An 18,839-nucleotide genomic window follows, 5' to 3' on the forward strand; every position below is an offset into this window, starting at 1 on the left:
TGTGTTAAGCCTTCTCCATCGAGGAGTTAACGCGCTCACCAGCCAGGCCAGCGTTGGCGTTTGCCAATGTTTTCAAATGCTCAGCTTCGATACGGGCGACTTCATCGGCTGGTACGTAGTAGTCGATGTCATCGTCGTAGCTGCGCACGATCAGGGTAACGATCATGCCCACGAAGCCCACGCCAACAGCCCACCAGATGTGCCAGATGAAGGCGAAGCCAAAGATCAGGCTGAACGCTGCCATCAGTACGCCCATGCCGGTGTTGCGAGGCATGTGGATCGGCTGGTAGTTAGCCGTCTTCTCGGTGGCCTGAGAGCGCTCCTTCATGCCCCAGTAGGCGTCGAGGTCGGAAACCGCGGGTACTTGGGCAAAGTTGTAGAACGGCGGCGGCGAGGAAGTCGACCATTCCAGGGTACGACCATCCCATGGGTCGCCGGTAAGGTCGGCGTTCTGGTGGCGGTCGCGGATCGAGACGTAGAGCTGGATCAGTTGGCAAGCAATACCCAGGGCAATGATCACCGCACCCAGCATGGCGATGTGCAGCCAAGGGGTCCAATCCGGGTTGTCGGTGTGGTTCAGGCGACGGGTCATACCCATGAAGCCCAGCACGTACAGCGGCATGAACGCGAGGTAGAAGCCCACCAGCCAGAACCAGAAGGAAGCCTTGCCCCAACGCTCGTTCAAGGTGAAACCGAACGCTTTCGGGAACCAGAAGCCGAAGCCCGCCAGGTAACCGAATACCGCGCCGCCGATGATCACGTTGTGGAAGTGGGCAATCAAAAACAGGCTGTTGTGCAGTACGAAGTCAGCGCCCGGAACAGCCAGCAGTACGCCGGTCATACCGCCGATACTGAAGGTCACGATGAAACCCACCGTCCACAGCATCGGTGATTTGAACTCGATGCGCCCGCGGTACATGGTAAACAGCCAGGTGAAGATTTTCACACCCGTAGGCACCGCGATGATCATCGTCATGATGCCGAAGAAGGCGTTGACGTTGGCACCCGAACCCATGGTGAAGAAGTGGTGCAGCCAAACGATGAACGACAGCACGGTAATCGCCACCGTCGCCCAGACCAACGAAACATAACCGAACAGGCGCTTCTTGGAGAACGTCGAGGTGACTTCGGAGAACACGCCGAACGCTGGCAGGATGAGGATGTACACCTCTGGGTGACCCCACGCCCAGAACAAGTTGACGTACATCATCGGGTTGCCACCAAGCTCGTTGGTGAAGAAGTGCATGCCCAGATAACGGTCAAGCGAGAGCAGGAACAAGGTAGCGGTCAGGATCGGGAAGGAGGCAGCGATCAGGATCGCGGTGCACAGGCAGTTCCAGGTGAAGACAGGCATCTTCATCAGGGTCATGCCGGGGGCACGCATCTTCAAGATGGTGACGATGAAGTTGACGCCCGTCAGCAACGTACCCAGGCCGGAGATCTGCAGGGCCCAGATGTAATAGTCGACGCCAACCCCGGGGCTGTATTGCAAGCCCGCCAGTGGTGGATAGGCCACCCAACCGGTCTTCGCGAATTCGCCAACGCCCAGGGAGATGTTCACCAGCAACACGCCGACCACGAAGAACCAGAAGCTCACCGAGTTCAGGAACGGGAAGGCGACGTCGCGGGCACCGATCTGAAGCGGCACGACGATGTTCATCAGGCCGATCATGAACGGCATCGCCATGAAAATGATCATGATCACACCGTGAGCGGTGAAGATCTGGTCATAGTGCTCCGGCGGCAGGTAGCCCGTGGAGCCGCCGGTGGCGACGGCCAACTGGGACCGCATCATGATGGCGTCGGCGAACCCACGCAGCAGCATGACCACCGCGACAGCGATGTACATTACGCCGATTTTCTTGTGGTCTACCGACGTGAACCATTCGGTCCACAGGTAACCCCACTTCTTGAAGTAGGTGATGGCACCCACGACACCCAACCCCAGAACCGCAACGACGGCAAGGGTCACCATCACTATCGGTTCATGGAAGGGTATCGCTTCCAGACTTAGTTTACCGAACATCTCTTACTCCTCTGCCCCTGCAGCTGCGTGCGTGCTCATGTCCATCCCGCCCATGTCGGCCGTTTCGCCTTTATGCTCGCCATGGCCCTTGCCTGGGTTCATGCCTTCGTACTTGTCGACGATGGTCTGGAACAGGTTGGGGGCATACGAGGCGTACAACTCGACAGGGTTATTCTCGCTCGGTTTGACCAGTGCATCGTACGTTGCCGCATCGAGCGTTTTAGACGAACCTTTCACTTCATTGACCCAGGAGTCGAAATCGGCCTGGGAGGTGGCCACCGCCTTGAATTTCATGCCGGTGAAGCCCGCGCCGCTGTAGTTCGCGGAAATGCCGTCGAACTCGCCGTTCTCGTTGGCGATCAGGTGCAGCTGCGTGGTCATGCCGGCCATGGCGTAAATCTGGCCGCCCAGCGCGGGGATGAAGAAGGAGTTCATCACCGAGTCGGAAGTAATGCGGAAATTGACTGGGGTATTGGCCGGGAACACGATTTTGTTGACCGTGGCGATACCTTGTTCTGGGTAGATGAATACCCATTTCCAGTCGAGCGATACCACCTCGATGGTCACCGGCTTGGCTTCATGGTCAAGCGGGCGATAGGGGTCGAGGTGGTGGGTCGACACGTAGGTGACCGTGCCCAGCGCCAGGATGATCAGCAGCGGGATGCCCCACACGACCATCTCGATTTTAGTGGAGTGAGCCCACTCAGGTGCATAGGTGGCGCTTTTATTGGAAGCGCGATATTTCCAGGCGAACGCCAGGGCCATGATGATGACCGGAACGACGACCAGCAGCATCAGCGTGAAAGCGATGAGGATCAGGTTTCTCTCGTCGATACCGACCTGCCCTTTCGGGTTGAGCAGGGTCCAGTCGCACCCACTGAGAAAAAGCATGCCGGTGAACGGCAATATGCCAAATAGTCTGGGGTAACGCTTTTTACTCATCTCACGACCTCTAAGCAGCTTGCTTCAATGCAATGTGTGTTGTGATCGCCAACACTTCGTCCTGCCAAGCGTCAGCATTTCTCGAGATTGATGACGGGCGTGCCTACAGACCGGTTACTGCGGTAGGCAGACCTGTTCGGTACGGTCTCTTGCTGTGACTCGTCGATTATAGGCAAGTCGCCCATTCGCGCCCCAAATCCTTTTGGTGCGGGCAATCATGAAGGGTATCTACCCGGCCTTCCACGGGGGCCGTCGAAACGCCTATATCAAGCGCCATTGCCTTGAGTTTAGCGGCTCGCAGAGCATAGCCCGAGCAGAAATTGCCGCGATTGTAGTGAGCTAACCCCACATTGAATATGGCTTATATAGCAACAGTTACTTCTGAAGTATGCAACAATCCAGCGCATTTTCAACCCCTTGCGACACGATGTCGCACCTGCTCGAGAGGGGCTGAAGCCCTTTGAAATCGGGCGCTTCAGCGTTTTGAGGTAGCGCGCTGGGGCGAACCATGCCCCTGCGCCAATGCAGGGCATTGCCAGCCTTCGGCACGATTTATGACACCGCCCGCCGGCGGTTGTGGATAACGCCCAGCGGCACCAGCAGCAGCGTGAGCACGAAGGCCAACAATGCCCACTGCGCCAACGATAACCCCAGTACCGGCGGGTAGGGCGTGGTGCAAAAGCCCTGCACCTCGAACACCTGCGGCAACCATTTGGCCAACGGTAAGCCATCGACGATCGGTTGCAGGGTGTCGACGCCACAGCTCGACAGCGGGTGAGCGAGCACCCAGGCATGGTTGCCGGCAGCCGCTACCCCGCCGAGGGCGCTAAGCACTACCAACACTTCGAACAGCGTGATGCTGCGCTTACCCGGCATGGCCGCAGCGAGAAAGGCGAACACGGCGATCAATAACAGCGCATAGCGCTGTAGGATGCACAGCGGGCACGGCATCTCGCCCAACACGTGTTGCATGAAGAGCGCGCCGCCGATCAACGCCAGGCAAATCAGCCCCAGCAGCACCAGAAAGCGCCGTTCACGCGCCAATCGCAATTTCAGCTCACTCATGAGGCATCCCTAGGCTCCGACTGGGTAGGCAAAAGGCAGCTACGGTATCACCGAACGCCATTGGCAGTTAAGAGACAGCCTATTAAAGCGGCGTTAACCACCGTGCCTTCTATACGACCATGAGGCCTACCACAGTGGCCAATGTGGCGCCCCCGGGCGTTCGCAAAAGAATCGACGCGTTAAGCAGTGTGCTCGGGCACTGCGCCCGGCAGCCGACCGTGCGCAGCCTACGCCTGGGGCGCCAGGTTAGGTATGAATACAGCTACCCGGCCTAAAGCTTGCCGCATGGCCGCCGATAGCAGGCTATCAACCCTGGTGAACCGTCGCATGCCAACTGCCAACGCCCATGCCGATGCCCTGTCGCTGCTGCTGTTTACCCTGCGCAGCGGCAAGCTAATGGCCATTAACTTGCTAAAGGTCAGCGAGATCATCCCGTGCCCACGGTTGACCCGCCTGCCCGAAGCGCATCCTCATGTCAAAGGCGTGGCGACCCTGCGTGGCGTGCCGCTGTCAGTGATCGACCTCAGCCGCGCCATCGGCGAAAGCCCCTTGGCCAACCCAGAACAAGGCTGCTTGATCGTAACCGACGTGAGCCGCTCGCGGCAGGGCCTGCACGTGCAGGCGGTGAGCCGGATCATACATTGCCTGACCACCGACATCCGCCCCCGCCCCTATGCAACAGGCGATCGCTCGTTCATTACCGGCGTGACCCAGGTGGACGGGCAACTGGTGCAGGTGCTGGACATCGAGAAAGTGATCCACACCGTTACCCCTTCGCAGATCGAGCAGGCCGCCGACGTGCTGAGCGCGGCGGATGCCGAGCGCCTGGCGCGGGCTCGCATTCTAGTGGTAGACGATAGCCAGGTGGCGTTGCAGCAATCGACCCTGGCGTTGCGCAACTTGGGCCTACACTGCCGCACGGCACGGAGCGCCCGGGAAGCGATGGACGTGCTGCTCGAATTGCAAGGTGGCCCTGAGCAGATCAACCTCCTGGTTTCAGACATCGAGATGTCCGAAATGGACGGCTACGCCCTTACCCGTACCCTGCGCGAAACGCCGGACTTCCAGGGCCTCTACATTCTGCTGCATACGTCGCTGGACAGCACCATGAATGCGGAAAAAGCCCGAATAGCCGGCGCCAATGCGGTGCTGACCAAGTTTTCGTCGCCCGAACTGACCAACAGCCTGGTGCGCGCCGCCCGGGTTGTGTTCCCGGCCTGATCATAGGCAGATCAAAAACGCGGCCGCACCCAGCAACCGTTGCACCAACCCCTCGCTGCCCTGAGCGGCGAGGGCCGCCGCCAGGATCAGCATCAGCAACGCCAAGCAGCGGCAGGCTGCACGACCCTGCGCCAGCGCCAACAACAGCCCTAACGGCAGAAGGCCCAAGGCCCACTGGGCCCTGGGCAATGAATGCAGGGTTAGCGCAAGTACCGCCCCATAGAGGCCCAGCACCGTGATAGGAAGCAGGGGGGCACCGAACAGCAAACGCAAAACAGGGCTGAACATCGCCGGCTCTCATCTGTTTATGACGCCCAGCAGTTTGGTTGCTCTCGTGTACGGGTTCTATTGGACGATTCCGACAGTGCTGTAGGAAAACAGGAGAAAAATAGGGGTATCGTTTCAGCATCCGAGCAAAGTGCCATGCTGGCGCGCGGATACATGCGCGTTAACACTATGTTCCGCCAGCTGTTCCGCGAGCGCCGCCCCAAATGCCATAACGACTGCAGGCCTTGGAGGCATGGCACACCGCCAAGGCCCCGCTGTAAGGGGAAAAAAGCGCCGGGGCTAACCGGCGCCATGCAAAGGGCCAGTATCAGCTGGCACGAGCAATATTGCGTAACGCCTTGATCTGGTCGTGGTTACGCTGTACGCCGTGGAACTGGCGTTCGATAAGGGTGTAAACATTAGCGGGTAAGGGCTTCGCTAAAGCCTCTTTATAAGCCTTCAACGCTGCATCCTCACCCCGTTCGGCTTCATTGAGGATGGCCTCTTCGCTTTGGCCGGTGATCCGCGACTTAAGGTCTACCCAGTAGCGGTGAATGTCACCGACTACACTGGTGGAGTCTTCCGGCGAGCCGCCCAATTCAGTGACGGCGGCTTGTAATTCACCTGCAGCCTTGGAACACTCTTCAGCACGTTTGATAAACAGTGCTTTCAATTCGGCGTTTTTGACATCCTCAGCGCAGGTTTTAAAGCCTTCCTGCCCGTCTTTGCTGGTTTCGATAAGATTATTCAATACTTTGATGGTGTCTTTGACTGAGTCGGTCATTCTTCGGCCCTCCTGTTGGGATAACTACAAACATTGCAGGCCGCGTGCCAAATATATAAAAAAAATAAAGCCTTTTAAAACAGTGTGTTATGATTGCGGTTGAATTTTTAAAGCCGTTGTTCTGCATGATGCGCTTGAAAAGCCCATTGCAAAATGCAAGTTTATTCGCGCTCACTTCAAACTATTAACGTACCAACCAATGAACCCTCAATTACTTGAACTGCTGGTCACCCGCACCATGCCCTACGGCAAATACCAGGGGCGCCTGCTTGCCGAGTTGCCTGGGCACTACCTGGCATGGTTCGCCCGCCAAGGCTTCCCCAGGGGCGAACTGGGCACACTGCTGGCCTTGATGCATGAGGTTGACCATAACGGCCTTCGCGGCCTACTGGCGCCATTGCGCGAGCAAAAAAAAGTGCGCTGACCACGCGCACCGAGTGAGGCGAGCACACCCCGAAGAAACATTAATCCAGCAACGCCAAGGCCTCACGGCTGCATTGCTCCACCTGGGCCCAGTGGCCGGCCTGTATCCAAGCCTTGTCGAGCATCCAGGTGCCACCCACGCACATCACGTTGGGCTGGTCCAGGTAGGTGTTCAAATTGCCGGTATTCACCCCACCGGTGGGGCAGAAGCGCACATCGCCAAAGGGCCCGGCAAACGCCTTGATAGCGGCGACACCGCCGCTGACCTCAGCCGGGAACAGCTTGAAGCGGCGGTAACCCAAGGCATAGCCCATCATGATTTCCGAGGCGCTGGCCACCCCTGGCAGCAGCGGCACCGGGCTGTCTACGCCGGCCTCGAGCATGTCTTGCGTGCAGCCCGGGGTGACGACAAACTGCGCACCGGCCTGTTCCACTGCCTTGAGCATGGTGCGGTCCAGTACGGTACCGGCGCCCACCAGCAAACCAGGCCGGTGTTCGCGCAGAAGCTTGATCGCCTTCAGCCCATACTGCGACCGTAACGTGACTTCCAACACGGTCAGGCCGCCCGCGGCCAGTGCATCGGCCAGCGGTAGGATTTCGCTTTCGGCATTGATTACGATCACCGGCAAAATCTTCGCACGCGCCGCGAGCGCGTCGATCTGCTTGACCTTTTCCGACATGCGGGTTTGTTGTTCAGGCGTCATGGCTACTGATCCTTGGGTCATGGGCACCAGAAAATATCCAACGGCGAATGAAGAAACGCACGCACGGGCATTTCGGCGATCTCGCCGCCGGCCAGCGCCGCGCGCAGTGTGTCGAGTTTGCCCTGGCCTTGAATGGACAGAATGGGATAACGCGCACTGGCCAGCAGTGCGCGGGTCATGCTCAGGCGTTGGTGTGGCACGCTTGGGGCCTGCATCGCCACGCAGCGGCGCGCGCTGCTCTCGGCCAATGCCGCAGCCAAGCCTGGGCTGTTGGGGAACAATGAAGCGGTGTGGCCGTCGTCGCCCATGCCCAACACCAATACGTCGATGCCCGCCAGCCCGGCCAGCGCTTGGTCGGCCGCCAGCGCAGACTGCTCCTGGCTGTCACTGGCCTGGTACAGGCCGATAAAGCGCGCCTTGCTCGCTGGGCCTTGCAGCAGGTAGCGCCTGACCAGCCCCTCATTGCTGTCGGGGTGTGCCACCGGCACCCAGCGTTCATCGGCCAGGGTAATGGTCACGTGGTTCCAGTCCAGTGACTGCTGGCGCGCCAGGGCTTGGAAGAACATCACCGGGCTGCGCCCGCCAGATACCACCAGGCCGGCCTGCCCGCGGGCTTCAATGGCCTCGCGCAACCGTGCGCTGACCACCTCGGCGAGGGCCTCGGCCAGCACCGGCGGGCTGGGGAATTCGTGCGGGGCCACGCCTTGTGGCAGTTGCAGTTCAGATATCGCCATACCAGGACCTCCCATCGCGGGTAATCAATGCAATCGAGCTCATCGGCCCCCAAGACCCTGCCGCATAAGGCTTGGGCGCATCCCCGGCTTTTTTCCAGCCGGCGATCAGTTGATCGCACCACTTCCACGCATATTCGATTTCGTCTTTACGAACGAACAAGTTTTGATTGCCCTGCATCACTTCCAGCAGCAGCCGCTCGTACGCGTCAGGGATCCGCGCACTGCGGTAGGCATCGGAGAAATTCAACTGCAGCGGCCCGCTGCGCAGTTGCATCCCTTTGTCCAGGCCTTGCTCCTTGGTCATCACCCGCAACGAAATGCTTTCGTCCGGCTGCAAGCGAATGATCAGCTTGTTGCTGATCTGCATGCGCTGCTCCGGCGCGAAGATGTAATGCGGGGGTTCCTTGAAGTGAATCACGATTTGCGACAGCTTTTGCGGCATCCGCTTGCCGGTGCGCAGGTAGAACGGCACCCCTGCCCAACGCCAGTTACGGATATCCGCCCGCAGTGCAACGAACGTTTCGGTGTCGCTTTGCGGGTTGGAGTTTTCTTCTTCCAGGTAACCCGGCACCGCCCGGCCTTCGCTATAACCGGCAATATACTGGCCACGCACCACCTGGCTGTGCAGCGCCTCCCCGGTGATCGGTTGCAGTGCCTTAAGCACCTTGACCTTCTCATCGCGAATGGCATCGGCCGACAACTCCGCCGGCGGGTCCATGGCGATCAGGCACAGCAACTGCACCAGGTGATTCTGCACCATGTCGCGCAATTGGCCAGCCTTGTCGAAATAGCCCCAACGGCCCTCGATACCGACCTTTTCGGCCACAGTAATCTCGACGTGGGAGATATAGTTCTGGTTCCACTGGGTTTCGAACAGGCTGTTGGCAAAGCGCAGCGCGATCAAGTTCTGGACGGTTTCCTTGCCCAGGTAATGGTCGATACGGTATACGCGGTTTTCCGGAAAGAACCGCGCCACCGCATCATTGACCGTGCGCGAGGAAGCCAAATCGTGGCCGATGGGTTTTTCCAGCACCACACGGGTACGCTCGGCGAGGCCGGCCTGGGCCAGGTTTTCGCAAATCGCGCCGTACACGGCCGCGGGGGTGGCGAAATAGGCGATCACGGTTGCCGCCTCGCCGATCCGTTCCGCCAGGTGGGTGTAATCGTCGGCCTTGAGAAAATCGACGTGTACATAATCCAGCCGCGCTTTGAAGCGCGCCAATACCCCCTCATCGAGCTGTGCCGCGGGTACGAATTCCTTGAGGTGTTCTTCGATTTCGTTCAAATGAAACGCCGCGTCACCCGGTTCCCGGGCCAACGCCAGCAAGCGGGTGTGTTCGTGCAGCAGTTCGGCACGGTCGAGCTGGTAAAGGGCGGGAAACAGCTTGCGCAGTGCCAGGTCGCCCATGGCGCCGAACAGGGCAAACGTGCAAGGTTCGGAAATCGAAAGCATGATTTTGGTTTCTTTATCAAGTTGAACAAGTATTACCGGTTTGCGGGGCAACCTTCAAGGCGAAATGTAGTAATAAAACAACATTGCACCGCTATGATACATACCGGTGGTGATTGAGGTGGCCCCTCAGTACGATAGACCACCGCAGACGACAGCCGTATTCTTAGCCCAAGGAGCCCGTAATGGACCGAGTGCGTAACCTCCTCGAGCAAATCCAGGAACGCCTCGATGAACTCAACAAGGCCGAACGCAAAGTCGCCGAAGTGATCCTGCACAACCCGCAACAGGCCACCCGCTTCAGTATCGCCGCGCTGGCTCAGGCAGCCAAGGTCAGCGAACCCACGGTGAACCGTTTTTGCCGTTCCTTCGCCGTGAGCGGCTACCCGGAACTCAAACTGCAACTGGCGCAAAGCTTGGCCAGCGGGGCCGCGTATGTAAGCCGGGCGGTAGCGGCCGACGACGACCCGGCGGCTTACACACAAAAAATCTTTGGCAGCGCCATTGCCTCGCTCGACAGCGCCTGGCAGCAGATCGACCCGCGCCAGGTCAGCCGCGCGGTCGACATGATGATCCAGGCCCGGCAGATTCATTTCTTTGGCCTGGGCGCCTCGGCGCCAGTGGCACAGGATGCGCTGCATAAGTTTTTTCGCTTCAACCTGGCCGTTAGCGCCCATGCCGACGTGTTGATGCAACGTATGCTGGCGTCGGTTGCCCATACCGGGGAGCTGTTCGTGATCATTTCATACACCGGGCGTACCCGCGAATTAGTAGAGGTGGCGCGCACCGCGCGGGAGAACGGCGCCTCGGTGCTGGCGCTGACCGCTGCCGGCTCGCCGCTGGACAAAGTCTGCAGCCTGAGCTTGAACATTCCGCTGCCGGAGGATACCGACATCTACATGCCGATGACCTCGCGCATCATCCAGCTCACGGTATTGGACGTGTTGGCTACGGGCATGACCCTGCGCCGCGGCACCGACTTCCAGCCGCACTTACGCAAAATCAAGGAAAGTTTGAACGCCAGCCGGTACCCGCTGGAACAGGGTTGAATAGGCTGCACAGTGGCGTTGCCGCCTGATGGCGCCCCGTGGACCGGTATCAGGGCCGGGCCATGAAGCCACGGGGCGCCACGGTGGCTTAGAACTTCGATTCCAACTTCAGGCCGGCAACCAGTGCGTTATCGACCTCATCCACACCACCAGGGTGCTTGATGTACTGCAGGTTGGGCCGCACGGTCAGCCAATTGGTCACGTGGACGCCATAGTAGATCTCGGCGTCGTACTCGGTGTCTTGTACCGGCACGAAGGCGGGGTTGTCGTAGTCGTCGATGCCGCTCACCGTGTTAAGCAATTCAGCGCGTTTACGGGCGTCGTCGTTCACGTGGATGCGGGCGATGCCCACGCCGATGGCATCCTTGGGCCGGCCATCGAACAAACCCTTGTACACAAGCCCCACCTGCTGGTAGTTATCGACGACGTTGGTGGCCTTGTCATGCACCGTGGCATTGGCGAACAGGCTCAGGCCGCGGCTGTTATCGCCGTGGTGCGAGGTCACCTGTTGCTGGGCCACCACCCACCAACCGTGCTTGCTGCCATGGCTTTTGAAGTTGCCACCGGTCAGGGCCTGGGCCTGCCCATCGGCGCCATCGTACACATCGTCGGCCTTGGCGTTGCTGTAGTAGTAACCCAGGCGGTATTCGCCCGGCAGCCCGTTGACCTTGGGCGACCACACCGCCTCTACCGGGAAGATAGTGCCCTTGGTACCGCTGCCGTTGAGCTTGAAGCCATTGCCCGTTTCCAAGTTGGAAGGGTTCTGGTTATACGCCCCGACCTGGGCATAGAACTCGGGGGTGAAGTTCCATTTCACCCGCGCAGCCCATTGGCTGACCGGCCAGTTGTACCAGACATTGACCCAATTACCCACCTGCGAGCCGCAAAATGCCAAGTTCTGGAAATCGCAAGGGAAACTGTTGAAGTCCTCACCTGGGCCGAAACGGCCAAATTTGATGTCGAGTTTGTCGTCGATAAAACGCTGGCGGTACCACAGTTGGGTCAAGCGCCAGGTCTGGCCCCGGCCCCAGACCTCCTGCGGCGAACTGAACATGCCGGCGCGTGGGTCGCTGATGCGGTCATTGCCAATATTGCGGCCGCTACGTTCGGTCACGGTGAAGCGAAAATCCGCCCCATGCCAGCCGAGGAGTTTATCCAAGTCCATTTTCACGCCCAGGGCGAGTTGGTCGCTGTAGCGGGCAGTGGTGTCGTCGTTGTAACCGCCGTCAAGGTTACTCGCTGCTTCACCGACGTACTCCAGGGTGAAGTCGTAGCCTTTATCGTAGAGTTCTCTGCGAAGGCCGCCCCAGTCGCCGGTGGCGTACTGCGAGGCGTCGAATTGGCCGGTATCCCCTGCGGCCTGCACGCTGGCCGCAAGGCCCATGGCACCGACCACACAAAGCCCACGGGCCAACTGGGCAGGCTTGGCACGGGTATAAATTTGCTTGTTCATCCCTTGATCACCCTCATTATTGTTATTGCGGTTTTTGTTGTTATCGCAGCACAACAGTGCCGGGTGACAGGCCACCTGGCAGGGCTCAGCGCCCCCTGAACTGCGCCACGTTACCGGCCGAACCCTCGGCCGGGGTCTTGCTCTCGCGGGCCAGCCTTTCACCGGTTTTAGCGTCGAACAGCAAGGCCTTGCCAGCATCGAAACTCAGCTTGAGCATCTCCCCTACCGCCGGCGCCAGGTCCGGCGCCAGTCGGCAACACACCTTGGTGCCGTTGATGGTCACGAATATCAAGGTGTCCGGGCCTGTGGGCTCGGTCACCTCGACCCGCGCCTGCAGTACCGCGCTGTCGCCCTCGGCGGCCAGCGCGAGTTGCTCGGGGCGCAGCCCCAGAATCAGCTCGCGCTGGTCCAGGTCGGCGTCGCCAGCGGCCAGCGGCAGGCTTAGCTGGCCGAGGTCGGTGGCCAGGGGCACGTGCCAGCGGCCGCGCCCACCCGCCGGCTTTACCGGGATGAAGTTCATCGGAGGTGAACCGATAAAGCTCGCCACGAACAGATTAGCCGGTTCGCTGTAAATTTCCTTGGGCGTACCGAATTGTTGAATGATGCCGTCCTTCATGACCGCCACTTTGTCACCCAGGGTCATGGCCTCGATCTGGTCGTGGGTCACATACACGGTGGTGGTCTTGAGCCGCTGGTGCATCAACTTCATCTCGGTACGCATTTCTACCCTCAACTTGGCGTCGAGGTTCGACAGTGGTTCGTCGAACAGGTAGATCTTCGGCCGCCGCGCCAGCGCACGGCCCATGGCCACCCGCTGCTGCTGGCCGCCGGAGAGCTGGCCGGGCTTGCGTGCCAGCAAATGCTCAATCTGCAGCAGCTTGGCGACCCGCTCCACTTCCTGGTCGATCTGCGCCTTGGGCACCTTGCGGATCTTCAAGCCGAACTCGATGTTCTGCCGCACCGTCATGGTCGGGTACAGCGCGTAAGACTGAAACACCATCGCGATGTCACGGTCCTTCGGGCTCATCTGGCTGATGTCCGCATCATCGACCAGGATCGCCCCACCGCTGATGTTTTCCAGCCCGGCGATACAGTTCATCAAGGTAGACTTGCCGCAGCCCGAAGGGCCTACCAAGATCAGAAACTCGCCTTCGGCGATTTTCAGCTGGATGTCCTTGAGGGTGTCCGGCAGGCCACTGCCGTAGGTTTTGTTCACATTGCGCAGTTCGAGCGTTGCCATGCTTTACCCCTTGACCGCGCCGGCGGTGAGCCCACGCAGGAAATACTTGCCCGCCAGCACATACACCAGCAGGGTCGGCAGCCCGGCGATCATTGCCGCAGCCATGTCCACGTTGTATTCCTTGACACCCGTGGTGGTATTGACCAGGTTGTTAAGGGCTACGGTGATCGGTTGCGCGTCGCCGCTGGCGAACACCACCCCGAAGAGAAAGTCGTTCCAGATCTGGGTGAATTGCCAGATGACGCACACCATGATGGTCGGCACCGACATCGGCAGCAGCACACGCCCGAAGATCGTAAAGAAGCCGGCGCCATCGAGCCGCGCAGCCTTCACCAAGGCTTCGGGCACGCTCACGTAAAAATTGCGAAAGAACAATGTGGTGAACGCCAGCCCATAGACCACGTGCACCACTACCAGGCCGGCGGTGGTGTTGGCCAGGCCCATCTTGCCGAGCGTGAATGAGGCCGGCAGCAGCACCGCCTGGAACGGTAGAAAACAGCCGAACAGCAACAAGCCAAAGAACAGCTGCGAGCCGCGAAAGCGCCACATCGACAACACGTAGCCATTGAGTGCGCCCACTGCGGTGGAGATCAGCACGGCCGGCACGGTGATGGCTACCGAGTTCCAGAAATAGCCCCTCACCGTGGCCCAGGCCTTCACCCAGCCAAGGGTGCTGAATACGTGCGGCAGTGTAAGCAAGTTGCCACTGTTGATGTCTTCCGGGGTTTTGAAACTGGTGAGCAGCATCACCACCAGTGGCACCAGGTACATCAGGCAGGCCAGGATCAGTACCGCGTAGATCAATACGCGGCTGGGGGTAAGCCCAGGTTTGAGCACCGCACTAGTCATGGCGCTTGCCTCGCAATTCCGAATACAGGTAAGGCACCAGAATGGCCAGGATCGCCCCGAGCATCAGCATGGCACTGGCCGAGCCCATGCCCATTTGCCCCCGGCTGAAGGTAAACGAGTACATGAACACCGCAGGTAAGTCCGAGGCATAACCCGGGCCGCCGGCGGTCATGGCCATGACCAGGTCGAAACTCTTGATGGCGATGTGCGCCAGGATCATGAAAGCGCTAAAGAACACCGGGCGCAGGCTCGGCAGCACGATTTTCAGGTAGATCGTGGGCAAACTCGCGCCATCGACCTGCGCCGCACGGATGATCGAACCGTCGACACCACGCAGGCCCGCCAGGAACATCGCCATGATAAAGCCCGAGGCCTGCCATACCGCGGCGATCACCACGCAGTAGATCACCCGGTCCTGGTTGATCAGCCAATCGAAGGTGAAACCCGTCCAACCCCAGTCACGCAGCAGTTTATCCAGCCCCATGCCGGGGTTAAGCAGCCACTTCCAGGCGGTGCCGGTGACGATCATCGACAGCGCCATCGGGTAGAGATACACGGTGCGAATAAAACCTTCCCGGCGGATTCGTTGGTCAAGCAGCACCGCCAGCAGCACCCCAACGACCAGGCTTATACCGATGAACAGGCCGCCGAAAATGACCAGGTTCTTGCTCGCCACCCACCAGCGGTCGTTATCCCACAGGCGCCAGTACTGGGCCAGGCCTACGAAGGTGTAGTTGGGCACAAAGCTTGAGCTGGTGAATGACAGCACGAGCGTCCAGCCGATATAGGCATAAAAACCCACCAAGATCACCACCATGCTCGGCGCCAACACCAACTTGGGCAGCCAACGCTGCAAGCGGTCGAGCACAGGGGTTGCCCTGGGCAGTGCAACGACGGAATTCATCGATACGTTCTCACGATAATGTACGCCACGCGAGGAGGCCCGGCAGTGCCGCCCGGGCTTCCTTTCGGGCTGGGCTGCGCTTACTGGGCGGCCTTGATGGCGGCGCCCAATTGCTGGGCCGCCTTGGCCGGGTCAGCGTTTTTGTCGTTGATGAAGTTCGTGACCACATCGAACACCGCGCCCTGCACAGGCAAGTTGGTGGCCATATTGTGCGCCATGCTCGGCTGGGCACCGCCATCCTTGCTAGCTTCTGCGAAGTCTTTGGCCGAGGCCTGGGCGCAGCTGTCGAATTGGCTCATGTCAATGTCGTTACGTACCGGGATCGACCCTTTGTTCTGGTTGAACACGGTCTGGAATTGCGTACCCAAGGCGATCTTGGCGACGTCTCGCTGGGCGGCCAGGGTGCCTTTGTTCTTGACGTTGAACATTGCCAATGAATCGACGTTGTACGTGTAGCTACCGGCGGTGCCTGGGAATGGCACACATAGGTAATCCTTGCCAGCGACTTTCTTGGCGGCGGTCCATTCGCTTTTGGCCCAGTCGCCCATCGGTTGCATGCCAGCCTTGCCGTTGATGACGTCGGCGGTGGTGAGGTTCCAGTCTTTGCCGCTGCGGTTAGGGTCCATGTAGCCGGCGAGCTTCTTCAGCGCCGCGAAGGCATCGGCCATTTTCTGGCCAGTCAGGGTGGCCTGGTCGAGGTCGACGAACGACTTGTGGTAGCCCTCAGGCCCCATGACCGCCAGCACCACGCTTTCGAACAGCGTCGAATCCTGCCAAGGCTGCCCACCCAGGGCGATTGGGGTGATACCGGCCTGCTGCAATTTTGCCGCAGCATCGTACAGTTCTTCGAGGCTGGTCGGCGGCTTGGCGATGCCGGCCTTCTTGAAAGCCTCGGGGTTTATCCACAACCAGTTCACCCGGTGGATATTGAACGGCACGGCCACGTAATGGTTGCCGTACTGCACGATCTTGGCCGCAGTAGGATACAGCAGCGTGTCCCAATTATTTTCCTTGGCCACGTCGTCCAGGCCGTTATCCGGGATCAGGTACCCTGCCTTTGCCCATTCTTGAATGTCTGGGCCCTTGATCTGCGCCGCACCGGGTGGGTTGCCCGCCACTACGCGGGACTTGAGTACGGTCATCGCCGTGGAGCCACCACCACCGGCTACAGCGTTGTCTTTCCAAGTGTAGCCATCGGCCTTGACCTGATTGCGCAACACCTCCATCGCGGCATTCTCGCCCGGGCTGGTCCACCAGTGGGTGACCTCGATCGTGCCTTTGTCATCGGCAGCGCTGGCGGCGAGGGGGAACAAGGAGGCAAGGGAAACAGCAGTAGCCAAACGGGTAATGGCGTTCATAACGAATCCTTTGTTGTTTTTATTTGTTGCAAGCCAAACGACTAGCGCTGGTCGAGTTTAACCACGCTTTTTCACGTCGTAGGTAACGAAGGGCAAGGAAAATGTCACAGCTTGGTGACATTGAATTCAAGCCGGTGCTGTCGGTTCCCGCCGCGGCAGGCTTAGGGTCACCCGCAACCCGCCCGCCGGGAGGTTCTGCAACGTCACCTCTCCGCCGTGGCTGTGGGCGATATTGCGCGCGATGCCCAGCCCGAGGCCATAGCCTTGCTGCCGCCCGGCCAGGCGAAAATGCGGCTCGAATACTTTTTCCAAACGCTGCTCGGGCACGCCCGGGCCTTCATCGCTTACATGCAGGATGAACTGGTGCACGTCGTCTTCGATCAGCAGGTGGGCACGGTGGCCATATTTGAGCGCGTTGTCGATCAGGTTGCCCATGCAGCGCTTGAGCGCCAGCGGCTTGCCCAGGTAGGGCCAGCGTGCGCGGCCCTTGAGCGTCACGCGACCATCGCCCTCCGGCGCCAAATACGGTTCGATCAGGCATAACAGGGTGTGGTTTAGGTCAACCGGTTCGATGTTTTCGTGGATATCGGTGTCTTTCACGCACTGCAGCGCACCTTTGACCAATAGGTCGAGCTCGTCCAGGTCACGGATGAACTTCGCCTGCAGGGCTTCGTCTTCGAGCAGTTCCACACGCAGGCGCAAACGCGTGATCGGCGTGCGCAAATCATGGGAAATGGCACTGAACAATTGGCTGCGTTCGGTCAGGTAGCGGCTGATGCGCTGGCGCAGCGTGTTCAGCGCCCGGCCCACCTCCACCACTTCGCTGCCGCCCCCGCTCACATCCAACGGCACCGCGTCATCGCCCAGCGATAGGTCGCGCGCGGCGCGAGCCAGGCGTTTGAGTGGGCGGCTTTGCCAATGCACCAGCAGCCCGATGGCCACCAGCAAAAAAGCGCCGGTGAGCATCAGGAACCACACCTGGGAGCTGGGCAAATGTTCTTCTTCGAGGCTGGTATAGGGCTCGGGCAGCAGTGAGGCGATAAACAGCCATTCGCCCTCGTTCAAACGAATTTGGGTGACCAGCACCGGCGGGTTCAGCGGCTCCAAGGTCAGCGCGTAATACGCCCACGAACGGGGCAACTCATCAAGCTTCAGGCCACTGTTGAATAGGCGCAGTTCATCGGGGCTTACGAATACCACGGAGATGTCCAGCTCATTGCCTAGCTGGTGCTGCAGCACTTGGCTGACCGCTTCGATCACCGCCCGGCTACGGGGTGTGGGCTGCAGGGTCTGCATGGCCAAGGCGCGGTCGTTGAGCGAGGTAAAGAACCGGGTGCCGCCCATGCTGCGCAGTTGGTCCAGTACCAGCGGCCGGTAGGCCACCGGCAATGAGCGAAAATAACCAGCACTGGCGGCCATCGAGCGGGCCAGGCTGCGGGCACTGTTGACCAGCCCTTCGCGCTCGCTGGCGCGCAACTGCGACAGCCACACCGCGCTGGAAAGCCCTTGGGCCAGCAATACTGCCAGTACCGTCAGCAGCAGCATGCGCCCCAGCAGCGAACGCGGCCTAAGCAGGCGCAACCTGGGCCGCCAGCACATAACCGCTGCCACGCACGGTACGGATCAGCCGCGGCGGCTTGTCGGTATCGCGCAGGCGCTGGCGCAGGCGGCTCACCGCCATATCGACGATGCGATCCAGTGGCATCGGCTCACGCCCGCGCGTGGCATTGCCGATCGTGTCACGGTCGAGAACCCGCTGGGGGTGGTCGAGAAACAATTTGAGCAGAGCGAAGTCGGCGCCCGAGAGCATCACCTCTTCGCCATCGATGTGGAACAACCGGTGGCTGATGGTATCGAGCCGCCAGTCGTCGAACGCCAGTATATCGCCGCCCGGGCCCTGGCCGAATTGCGCACGGCGCAGCAGTGCTTTGATCCGTGCCTGCAACTCGCGCGGGCTGAACGGCTTGCCCAGGTAATCGTCGGCGCCCAGCTCCAGGCCCACGATGCGGTCGGCCTCGTCGGAGCTGGCGGTGAGCATGATGATCGGCACATGGGGCTGGCGTGGGTGCTGGCGTACCCAACGGCATAAGCTGAAGCCGTCTTCGTCCGGCAACATCACATCGAGGATGGCAAGGTCCGGGGCACTTTGGTTGAATTGGGTTCGGAACTGTTCACCGTCGGCCGCGGCACGCACGCCGAACCCGGCGCGGCCCAGGTAGGCCTGCAGCAGCTCACGGATTTCCTGGTCGTCGTCGACCAGCAGGATGGATTTGCCAGCAGTGGTCAAGGTTCAGCCCTGCGAGATGGTGGAGCATCGTGCCCGCTATTCTTGTTGTGCGCAGATTAGGGGTTGGCCCGGCCGTTGTCGAG

The 18,839-nt window shown here is 60.1% G+C and carries 18 protein-coding genes; 3 read left to right on the plus strand and 15 right to left on the minus strand.

Going from position 1 to position 18,839, the window contains the following annotated elements; genetic code table 11:
• Positions 1-4: 4 nt before the first annotated feature.
• From cyoB to HAQ05_RS03835, 3 genes are all read right to left on the minus strand, one after another.
• Complete coding sequence (cyoB, locus tag HAQ05_RS03825; RefSeq protein ID WP_190417568.1) at positions 5-2,026, minus strand: cytochrome o ubiquinol oxidase subunit I; 2,022 nt, start codon at positions 2,024-2,026, stop codon at positions 5-7.
• Positions 2,027-2,029: 3 nt separating this feature from the next.
• The gene (gene cyoA, locus HAQ05_RS03830; protein WP_190417569.1) at positions 2,030-2,968 is read right to left on the minus strand and encodes a ubiquinol oxidase subunit II; all 939 of its coding nucleotides are present in this window, start codon (positions 2,966-2,968) and stop codon (positions 2,030-2,032) included.
• Between the two features lie 552 nt (positions 2,969-3,520).
• A complete protein-coding gene (locus HAQ05_RS03835; RefSeq protein ID WP_190417572.1) occupies positions 3,521-4,033 on the minus strand; it encodes a disulfide bond formation protein B in 513 nt (170 codons plus the stop codon).
• A gap of 327 nt (positions 4,034-4,360) precedes the next feature.
• On the opposite strand from HAQ05_RS03835, the gene HAQ05_RS03840 reads away from it, so the two are divergent.
• Entirely contained in the window at positions 4,361-5,254 is an 894-nt protein-coding gene (locus tag HAQ05_RS03840; RefSeq protein WP_190417574.1) for a chemotaxis protein, read from the plus strand.
• Here the strand turns inward: HAQ05_RS03840 and HAQ05_RS03845 are convergent, their stop codons facing one another.
• Together HAQ05_RS03845 and HAQ05_RS03850 are read right to left on the minus strand one after the other, a co-directional pair.
• Positions 5,255-5,542: a hypothetical protein gene (locus tag HAQ05_RS03845; protein ID WP_190417576.1), complete on the minus strand. Its 288-nt coding sequence runs from the start codon at positions 5,540-5,542 to the stop codon at positions 5,255-5,257.
• A 307-nt stretch (positions 5,543-5,849) separates the two neighbouring features.
• The gene (locus tag HAQ05_RS03850; protein WP_190417578.1) at positions 5,850-6,305 is read right to left on the minus strand and encodes a PA2169 family four-helix-bundle protein; all 456 of its coding nucleotides are present in this window, start codon (positions 6,303-6,305) and stop codon (positions 5,850-5,852) included.
• Positions 6,306-6,504: 199 nt separating this feature from the next.
• On the opposite strand from HAQ05_RS03850, the gene HAQ05_RS03855 reads away from it, so the two are divergent.
• Complete coding sequence (locus tag HAQ05_RS03855; protein WP_190417580.1) at positions 6,505-6,729, plus strand: DUF3820 family protein; 225 nt, start codon at positions 6,505-6,507, stop codon at positions 6,727-6,729.
• Between the two features lie 40 nt (positions 6,730-6,769).
• Here HAQ05_RS03855 and HAQ05_RS03860 read toward each other — a convergent pair whose 3' ends face one another.
• Genes HAQ05_RS03860 through zwf form a run of 3 tightly spaced genes read right to left on the minus strand, consistent with a single transcriptional unit; the run spans position 6,770 to position 9,619 of the window.
• Positions 6,770-7,432 carry a bifunctional 4-hydroxy-2-oxoglutarate aldolase/2-dehydro-3-deoxy-phosphogluconate aldolase gene (locus tag HAQ05_RS03860; RefSeq protein ID WP_190417583.1) on the minus strand — a complete coding sequence of 221 codons (663 nt, stop codon included), beginning with the start codon at positions 7,430-7,432 and terminating at the stop codon, positions 6,770-6,772.
• Positions 7,433-7,449: 17 nt separating this feature from the next.
• Positions 7,450-8,181 (minus strand): 6-phosphogluconolactonase, encoded by a 732-nt coding sequence (pgl, locus tag HAQ05_RS03865; protein ID WP_190417585.1) that lies wholly within the window; start codon positions 8,179-8,181, stop codon positions 7,450-7,452.
• Positions 8,153-9,619, minus strand: coding sequence for a glucose-6-phosphate dehydrogenase (zwf, locus tag HAQ05_RS03870; protein ID WP_190417587.1), 1,467 nt, complete (start codon positions 9,617-9,619; stop codon positions 8,153-8,155). Before zwf ends, pgl begins: the two co-directional genes overlap by 29 nt.
• Before the next feature lie 191 nt (positions 9,620-9,810).
• On the opposite strand from zwf, the gene HAQ05_RS03875 reads away from it, so the two are divergent.
• Positions 9,811-10,665 carry a transcriptional regulator HexR gene (locus HAQ05_RS03875; protein ID WP_190417902.1) on the plus strand — a complete coding sequence of 285 codons (855 nt, stop codon included), beginning with the start codon at positions 9,811-9,813 and terminating at the stop codon, positions 10,663-10,665.
• Between the two features lie 88 nt (positions 10,666-10,753).
• Here HAQ05_RS03875 and HAQ05_RS03880 read toward each other — a convergent pair whose 3' ends face one another.
• The 7 genes from HAQ05_RS03880 to HAQ05_RS03910 form a co-directional block, all read right to left on the minus strand.
• Positions 10,754-12,049: a carbohydrate porin gene (locus HAQ05_RS03880; protein ID WP_238935023.1), complete on the minus strand. Its 1,296-nt coding sequence runs from the start codon at positions 12,047-12,049 to the stop codon at positions 10,754-10,756.
• A 154-nt stretch (positions 12,050-12,203) separates the two neighbouring features.
• Positions 12,204-13,358 (minus strand): ABC transporter ATP-binding protein, encoded by a 1,155-nt coding sequence (locus HAQ05_RS03885; protein WP_190417591.1) that lies wholly within the window; start codon positions 13,356-13,358, stop codon positions 12,204-12,206.
• A 3-nt stretch (positions 13,359-13,361) separates the two neighbouring features.
• The gene (locus HAQ05_RS03890; protein ID WP_190417593.1) at positions 13,362-14,207 is read right to left on the minus strand and encodes a carbohydrate ABC transporter permease; all 846 of its coding nucleotides are present in this window, start codon (positions 14,205-14,207) and stop codon (positions 13,362-13,364) included.
• Positions 14,200-15,111, minus strand: coding sequence for a carbohydrate ABC transporter permease (locus HAQ05_RS03895; RefSeq protein ID WP_190417595.1), 912 nt, complete (start codon positions 15,109-15,111; stop codon positions 14,200-14,202). The genes HAQ05_RS03890 and HAQ05_RS03895 overlap by 8 nt, the downstream gene beginning before the upstream one ends.
• Positions 15,112-15,191: 80 nt before the next feature.
• Positions 15,192-16,469, minus strand: coding sequence for an ABC transporter substrate-binding protein (locus HAQ05_RS03900; protein WP_190417597.1), 1,278 nt, complete (start codon positions 16,467-16,469; stop codon positions 15,192-15,194).
• A 126-nt stretch (positions 16,470-16,595) separates the two neighbouring features.
• The gene (locus HAQ05_RS03905) at positions 16,596-18,014 is read right to left on the minus strand and encodes an ATP-binding protein (RefSeq protein WP_238936458.1); all 1,419 of its coding nucleotides are present in this window, start codon (positions 18,012-18,014) and stop codon (positions 16,596-16,598) included.
• A 22-nt stretch (positions 18,015-18,036) separates the two neighbouring features.
• Positions 18,037-18,756 (minus strand): response regulator, encoded by a 720-nt coding sequence (locus HAQ05_RS03910; protein WP_190417601.1) that lies wholly within the window; start codon positions 18,754-18,756, stop codon positions 18,037-18,039.
• Positions 18,757-18,839 lie beyond the last annotated feature (83 nt).

It is taken from the genome of Pseudomonas typographi (genome assembly GCF_014694385.1).
Lineage (GTDB): Bacteria > Pseudomonadota > Gammaproteobacteria > Pseudomonadales > Pseudomonadaceae > Aquipseudomonas > Aquipseudomonas typographi.

Bases quoted from the DNA above. Each gene is read 5' to 3' on its own strand.
- cyoB (WP_190417568.1), bottom strand. From the start codon at position 2,026: ATGTTCGGTAAACTAAGTCTGGAAGCGATACCCTTCCATGAACCGATA.
- cyoA (WP_190417569.1), bottom strand. From the start codon at position 2,968: ATGAGTAAAAAGCGTTACCCCAGACTATTTGGCATATTGCCGTTCACC.
- HAQ05_RS03835 (WP_190417572.1), bottom strand. From the start codon at position 4,033: ATGAGTGAGCTGAAATTGCGATTGGCGCGTGAACGGCGCTTTCTGGTG.
- HAQ05_RS03840 (WP_190417574.1), top strand. From the start codon at position 4,361: ATGCCAACTGCCAACGCCCATGCCGATGCCCTGTCGCTGCTGCTGTTT.
- HAQ05_RS03845 (WP_190417576.1), bottom strand. From the start codon at position 5,542: ATGTTCAGCCCTGTTTTGCGTTTGCTGTTCGGTGCCCCCCTGCTTCCT.
- HAQ05_RS03850 (WP_190417578.1), bottom strand. From the start codon at position 6,305: ATGACCGACTCAGTCAAAGACACCATCAAAGTATTGAATAATCTTATC.
- HAQ05_RS03855 (WP_190417580.1), top strand. From the start codon at position 6,505: ATGAACCCTCAATTACTTGAACTGCTGGTCACCCGCACCATGCCCTAC.
- HAQ05_RS03860 (WP_190417583.1), bottom strand. From the start codon at position 7,432: ATGACGCCTGAACAACAAACCCGCATGTCGGAAAAGGTCAAGCAGATC.
- pgl (WP_190417585.1), bottom strand. From the start codon at position 8,181: ATGGGAGGTCCTGGTATGGCGATATCTGAACTGCAACTGCCACAAGGC.
- zwf (WP_190417587.1), bottom strand. From the start codon at position 9,619: ATGCTTTCGATTTCCGAACCTTGCACGTTTGCCCTGTTCGGCGCCATG.
- HAQ05_RS03880 (WP_238935023.1), bottom strand. From the start codon at position 12,049: ATGGGCCTTGCGGCCAGCGTGCAGGCCGCAGGGGATACCGGCCAATTC.
- HAQ05_RS03885 (WP_190417591.1), bottom strand. From the start codon at position 13,358: ATGGCAACGCTCGAACTGCGCAATGTGAACAAAACCTACGGCAGTGGC.
- HAQ05_RS03890 (WP_190417593.1), bottom strand. From the start codon at position 14,207: ATGACTAGTGCGGTGCTCAAACCTGGGCTTACCCCCAGCCGCGTATTG.
- HAQ05_RS03895 (WP_190417595.1), bottom strand. From the start codon at position 15,111: ATGAATTCCGTCGTTGCACTGCCCAGGGCAACCCCTGTGCTCGACCGC.
- HAQ05_RS03900 (WP_190417597.1), bottom strand. From the start codon at position 16,469: ATGAACGCCATTACCCGTTTGGCTACTGCTGTTTCCCTTGCCTCCTTG.
- HAQ05_RS03905 (WP_238936458.1), bottom strand. From the start codon at position 18,014: ATGCTGCTGCTGACGGTACTGGCAGTATTGCTGGCCCAAGGGCTTTCC.